This is a genomic window from Porphyromonas sp. HMSC065F10 (assembly GCF_001808555.1).
GTDB lineage: Bacteria > Bacteroidota > Bacteroidia > Bacteroidales > Porphyromonadaceae > Porphyromonas_A.
Genome location: NZ_KV793760.1, coordinates 21,688 through 27,763, shown reverse-complemented (window position 1 = coordinate 27,763; position 6,076 = coordinate 21,688). Strand labels below are relative to the sequence as shown.

General features: G+C 55.9%; 6 protein-coding genes and 1 tRNA gene. 6 read left to right on the top strand and 1 reads right to left on the bottom strand.

Going from position 1 to position 6,076, the window contains the following annotated elements; genetic code table 11:
* Positions 1 to 201: 201 nt before the first annotated feature.
* Positions 202 to 273, bottom strand: a tRNA-Met gene (locus HMPREF2890_RS02450).
* A 155-nt stretch (positions 274 to 428) separates the two neighbouring features.
* Here HMPREF2890_RS02450 and thiL point away from each other — a divergent pair.
* The 6 genes from thiL (at position 429) to HMPREF2890_RS02420 (ending at position 6,076) form a co-directional block, all read left to right on the top strand.
* Positions 429 to 1,466 (top strand): thiamine-phosphate kinase, encoded by a 1,038-nt coding sequence (thiL, locus tag HMPREF2890_RS02445; protein WP_083289748.1) that lies wholly within the window; start codon positions 429 to 431, stop codon positions 1,464 to 1,466.
* Positions 1,463 to 2,257 carry a thymidylate synthase gene (locus HMPREF2890_RS02440; RefSeq protein WP_070464813.1) on the top strand — a complete coding sequence of 265 codons (795 nt, stop codon included), beginning with the start codon at positions 1,463 to 1,465 and terminating at the stop codon, positions 2,255 to 2,257. Before thiL ends, HMPREF2890_RS02440 begins: the two co-directional genes overlap by 4 nt.
* Positions 2,254 to 2,772: a dihydrofolate reductase gene (locus HMPREF2890_RS02435; RefSeq protein ID WP_070464811.1), complete on the top strand. Its 519-nt coding sequence runs from the start codon at positions 2,254 to 2,256 to the stop codon at positions 2,770 to 2,772. Before HMPREF2890_RS02440 ends, HMPREF2890_RS02435 begins: the two co-directional genes overlap by 4 nt.
* A 199-nt stretch (positions 2,773 to 2,971) precedes the next feature.
* Positions 2,972 to 4,342, top strand: a complete 1,371-nt coding sequence (locus HMPREF2890_RS02430; RefSeq protein WP_148130653.1) for a Spi family protease inhibitor — start codon at positions 2,972 to 2,974, stop codon at positions 4,340 to 4,342.
* Positions 4,343 to 4,358: 16 nt separating this feature from the next.
* Complete coding sequence (locus tag HMPREF2890_RS02425) at positions 4,359 to 4,943, top strand: hypothetical protein (RefSeq protein ID WP_070464805.1); 585 nt, start codon at positions 4,359 to 4,361, stop codon at positions 4,941 to 4,943.
* 131 nt (positions 4,944 to 5,074) lie between these two features.
* The gene (locus HMPREF2890_RS02420) at positions 5,075 to 6,076 is read left to right on the top strand and encodes an aspartate-semialdehyde dehydrogenase (protein ID WP_070464802.1); all 1,002 of its coding nucleotides are present in this window, start codon (positions 5,075 to 5,077) and stop codon (positions 6,074 to 6,076) included.

Below are 6,076 nucleotides of genomic sequence, written 5' to 3'. Positions count from 1 at the left end.
AATATCGGTATTAGTGAACTCTAATATCGGTAAAAGAAAAGTGGGCTGTGGAGGAGCCCTCAGGGCGCCGGTCCAAGGGGTAGGGGCTCGGGGCTGTATCTCTTAGGAGGATATGCCGACTTTTATCCTCCCTATCAGGTCGGCCCCTTAGGGGACAAAAAAGTACGACCATCCTCATAGAAGATAGTCGTACTCCGGTAGTTGCGGGGACAGGATTCGAACTTGCGACCTCTGGGTTATGAGCCCAGCGAGCTACCACTGCTCCACCCCGCGATATGCTTTCCTCCCTTGCTTTGTGGTGCAAAGGTACGACTTATCCCGCACATATCCAAGCCCATCCCGCCACTTCGGTCCGGATGGACGAGGGGACGCGTCGGGGATTGGTGGGGAAAAAGGTAACTTTGTGAGAATAGAGAATTGCGTTGCGTATGGAAATAGCTAATATAGGACCGGCAGGACTGAGGGAGAGGATCCTGAGGTCCTTCCGTCCCGCCCCCGTCTCCTCTCCCCTCCTGACCGACCCGGCAGACGATGCCGCGGTGCTGGAGCCGGGCGAGGGTCGTCAGATGATCTCCGCCTCGGCCATGATGCTGGAGGGGGTCCACTTTGACCTCGTCTACTTCCCCCTCAGGTATCTCGGCTTCAAGGCTGTCACCAAGGGGGTCTCCCGCATCGTCGCCATGGGCGGCAGGGCGGAGGGCGTCGAGGTGTCGGTGGGGCTGTCGGCGAGGTTTCAAGTGGAGGATGTGGAGGCGCTGATGAGTGGCATCCGCGAGGCGTGCGAGACCTACGGCTGTGGGCTGATGGGCTGCCACTTCACCTCGTCACGTACCGGGCTGATGCTCTCGACCCACGTGGTGGGGAGCGTGGAGCACGGGCGGTACCTGCGGAGCGACACGGCGCAGGCCAATGACCTGATCTGCGTCACGGGCGACCTGGGTGCCGCCTTCCTCGGACTGACGATGCTGGAGCGGGAGAAGCAGGTATTTGACCGGATGGGGCAGGAGGACTATGCACCGGACTTTGGCGGTGGGGCCTACTTCCTCTCCCGCCAGATGCGCCCCGTGGCGCGTCACGACCTCAGCCCGTCACCTATTGGGACCGAGATACGTCCCTCGGCGATGACGGAGGTGACGGAGGGGCTGGCGGGCGATCTCCTTCGCCTATGCGACCTCTCGAGCGTCGGCTGCCGGATCTATGAGGAGCGACTGCCGATCCTTGCGGAGACGCGACAGCAGGCGGAGACGTTGGGACTGGACCCCACGGCGATCGCCTGCAATGGCGGTGAGGATTACGAGCTCCTCTTTACCCTTCCCCTCACCGACAAGGAGCTGATCGAGGGGCTGGAGGGCGTGACGATGATCGGCTTCGTCACCGATGCGAGCATGGGCTGTCGCCTCGTCAGCAGTGGCGGGAGCGAGACGCCCCTCCGCTCACAGAGTACCACGACGACGGAGGAGCCATGAGACAGTATCTCGATCTACTGCAAAAGGTGCTGGATGAGGGACACCGGAAAGAGGACCGCACCGGCACAGGCACGATCAGTCTCTTCGGTGCACAGCTGCGCTTCCCGCTCAGCGAGGGCTTCCCGCTGCTGACGACGAAGAAGCTCCACCTGAAGAGCATCATCTACGAGCTGCTCTGGTTTATCCGGGGCGAGACGAATGTGAAGTACCTGCAGGAGCATGGCGTCAGGATCTGGAACGAGTGGGCCGATGAGGCGGGCGACCTGGGGCCGGTCTACGGTGCTCAGTGGCGACACTGGCTCGATGCCGGGGGCGAGACGCACGACCAGCTGGCAGAGGTGATCGAGATGATCCGCAAGACTCCCGACAGCCGGCGGATGATCGTCAACTCGTGGAACGTGGGGGAGATCGACCGGATGGCGCTGCCACCGTGCCACGTGCTCTACCAATTTTACGTCGCGGACGGGAAGCTCTCCCTCCAGCTCTACCAGCGGAGTGCTGACCTCTTCCTCGGGGTGCCCTTCAACATCGCCTCCTACGCCCTCCTGCTGATGATGGTGGCGGAGGTGACAGGGCTGGAGGCGGACACCTTTATCCACACCTTTGGCGACGCACACATTTACCTCAATCACCTTGACCAGGTCAGGGAGCAGCTCACGCGCGAGCCGAGACCCCTGCCGACGATGCGACTCCGACCGGGCGTAACGAGGATCGAGGACTTCACCTACGACGACTTTACGCTGGAGGACTATAATCCCTGGCCACACATATCAGGCAAAGTATCTGTATGAGCAAGACAAGCACCCTCTCCCTCATCGTCGCCATGGACAGCGACGGAGCGATCGGGCAGGCGGGCGACATGCCCTGGGGGCGGAGTATGAAGGGGGATCTCCGCCACTTCAAGGAGACCACCATGGGGCACCCGATCCTCATGGGGCGCACCACCTACGAGTCCTTCCCTCGCCGACCGCTGCCGGGACGGCTGAATATCGTCCTCACCCGCCGGCGCGACTACACCGTGGAGGAGGGAGCTGTAGTGGCGCACTCGGTGGAGGAGGCGCTCCGCCTCGCTGAGGGGGCGGACGAGATATTCGTCATCGGCGGTCGGCAGATCTACGAGCAGCTGATTGACCGAGCGGACCGGCTCTATGTGACACTGGTGGACCATACGTTCCCCGGTGCAGACACCCACTTCCCCGACATCGATCCGGCGGAGTGGCAGCTGGTCCGAGAGGAGCCGCACCCCGCCGACCCGTCCAACGCCTTTCCCTACACCTTCACCACGCTGGAGCGACGGAAGTCGTAGGAAAATCGGACATTTGATCAATCATTGCCTGTTATTTAATAGGCAATTGTCGGCTAAAAACATTAAGTGGAGCTGTTTTGTGAATATTGAACAACATTGGTACATTTGGGTACCAGTTGGGATGGTTACTAATGCCTGAATGGTTTTGTTTTAGATACACAAAACCTATTGTTTTATTCATCATATATTGTCTTTCATAATGAGAACATCGCTTCAGCAAAACGGTCACCTCATAGGAGGCTTTATCGTGTCTCTATTGCTGCTCTTTGGTTGCAAATCTGAGCTACCATCTGCCCCTGACGCACATAGGGAGGCATCAGAGTCGTCAGACGTTGAGTCAATAAAGATGACTCCGGATCAGGCCATTGCTTATGTCAAGCTCTTTGGAGAGGAAATGACAGCGGCCTCAACACCCGAAAACAAGCTACGAGCTGCAGATCTGGATCGTCAGATCGGACTCGTCGACTATTACGTAGAGAACAACGACACGCTTCTCTATGCAGTCAATTATAGGGACAAAAAGGGGTATGTACTCCTCTCCTCCAATAATGGTGGTTTCCCGATCATTGCACACTCTGATGCCGGGGAACTCCGCTTCAGCGACATAGATGAAGAGAACCCTCTATGGCTTGTCATTATGTCGGAGGCAGAGCGGGCTAAAGATCAAAGGGAAAATCCAGATCGTGCGAACCTAGACTACTACAACGACTGGAAAGATATCGGCAATCCCGATTACCAATACGAGATTGAGCCCACGTCTGAAGTGCCAACCTCTCGGCTAAGAGCTATGCGCAAGCACTCGACCGGGAAGAAGGCTATCCATCCATACACAGGAGAAAAGCTAGTCAATTGGTGTCAGTTTGGGACCTTCAATACTTATGCTCCCAACCAAGCGGCTATAGGCTGTCCTGCCCTTGCCATCGGTATGCTCCTTTTTGATTGTGCTCATCGCGATTTAAGCAAAAGGGAGCAAGTCATGGTCCCAAACATTCCGTACCACGCTGAGCGCGCAACTATGGATAACGAGGATGGGAAGAGAGTATCTATGGCGCTAAAGCAGATAGCTGACAGCATTCCGAATTATCGGTGGGGGGCAGGGCCGGGGGCCGAAAGCGCCGCCAACGCTCTAGATATTCTTGAAGGATTAAAAAAGCTTGGCTTCCGCCAGGCAGAGCTCCATCCATATGACTTTGAGACCCTTTACCAAAACATGAGCTACAAGGATCAGATTTATGGTCCTACGCTTTTTGATGTTAGTCGAGGCGTTTTAATTGGTGCAAATGATTTGAGAGACCCCAGCAAGGGACATATATGGTTCTGCGATGGGTATTACGAACAGTCTTTCAAGGTCACAAAGAAATTCCTCTTCATCAAGATCAAGTCATGGACAGAGTATGATGATCGCCTATATATGAATTGGGGATGGGGACCGAATAAAGGCAACGGCTGGTATTCAGCCGATGATTATATCTGGACATCAATACAAGAAGGGAAGAAATACTTTAAACTCTACCCGATGATGTATACCAACTTACGGTATTACACCTCTCCCGAATATCCCCAACACTAAAGTAATTAGTACTCCTATGGCAAAGAGAAAGACTATATGTGACATAGCTGTTATAGTCACATTCATTATCCTCTCCCTTGCACTTACGAGCTGTTATGGGAAAGGGAGTAAGCCGGAGTGTCGAACGTTCATTGGAGCGGCATATTTCGGACGCATTAATCTGTGGATCATCCCGCAAGAGGGAGAAGAGGTGAATCTGAGAGCTATTGAAATTATTGAAAACAGTAGCAATTCTCCCATTTCGTTGAAACAGATCTCTAATGAGATAATGAAGGAAGGAGTGGTAAAAGTCATGTACAGTGCTCCTCCTGAGGGTCCGATCAGTTGTGATGTGCGTTTAACCGATCGTGATCGTTTTACGTCACATTTTACTCTCCGAAATCAAGCCTCTGAAATTCGTTTCACGTGTACTTTTGAATATCGTTATAACGATGAACCCAGACCACCTCTCTCTTATGGGGACCCTCATATGATCCTAAAAGAGGTGACTTGCGGGGACTTTACCTATACCCGTAAGAATGATCGCGAGGAGTTCCCCCTGGAGGATATTGACATAAAAATGCGTCTGCGAGACGATAAGCTGGAGCTCGTCAAGCCGTGACCTAAGGTCACATAGCGGCTACATGACTATACGAGACGAAATGATCGATACGACATTTCGTCTCGTGCTGTCTCTGAGGATACGCGAAAAAAGGTACCTTTGCCCTCAGTCACGATAAAGGAAAGAATAGTATGAATATAGCAATCGTCGGCGCCAGTGGTGCCGTGGGACAGGAGCTGATCAAGCTGGTCGAGGAGCGGGACTTCCCGTGCGGCCGGATCCGCCTCTTCGGCTCAGAGCGCAGTGCCGGGCGGTCCTACACCGTCAAGGGGCGGGAGGTGACCGTTGAGCTGCTTGAGGAGGGCGATGCCTTCCGCGACATTGATATCGCCTTCGTCAGCGCCGGGGCAGGCACGTCTAAGGCCTTTGCCTCCACCATCACCAAGCATGGCGCCCTGATGATCGACAACTCGAGTGCCTTCCGCATGGACGAGGATGTGCCGCTCGTGGTGCCGGAGGTGAATGCCTCTGCCGCCCTCTCGGCTCCCCGGCGGATCATCGCCAACCCCAATTGCACCACCATCCAGATGGTGGTACCCCTGCAGGCCCTTGAGCGCAAGACGCACATTCGCCGTGTCCACGTCGCCACCTACCAGTGCGCCAGCGGTGCCGGTGCGAGCGGGATCGCAGAGCTGGAGCAGCAGGCGCACGACTACGCTGAGGGGAAGCCGCTGGAGGTGAGGAAATTCTCCCACCAGTTGCTCTTTAACCTTATCCCTCATATTGATGTCTTCCAGGAGAATGGCTACACGAAGGAGGAGATGAAGATGTACAACGAGACCCGCAAGATCATGGGGACCGACATACGCGTCAGCGCCACCTGCGTCCGCGTACCGGCACTCCGCGCCCACTCCGAGGCGGTCTGGTGTGAGCTGGAGCAGCCGATGACGACGGAGGAGGCTCAGGAGGCCTTCCGCACAGGCGAGGGCTGCATACTGATGGACGACCCGGCACAGCAGGTCTACCCGATGCCGCTCGACCTCTCAGGGAGGGATGAGGTCTTCGTCGGTCGTGTCCGCCAGGACCTCACGGACCCCAATGGCCTATCCTTCTGGTGCGTGGCAGACCAGATCCGCAAGGGCGCGGCTCTCAATGCCATCCAGATCGGCGAGTATATCATCCGTAATAAGTAA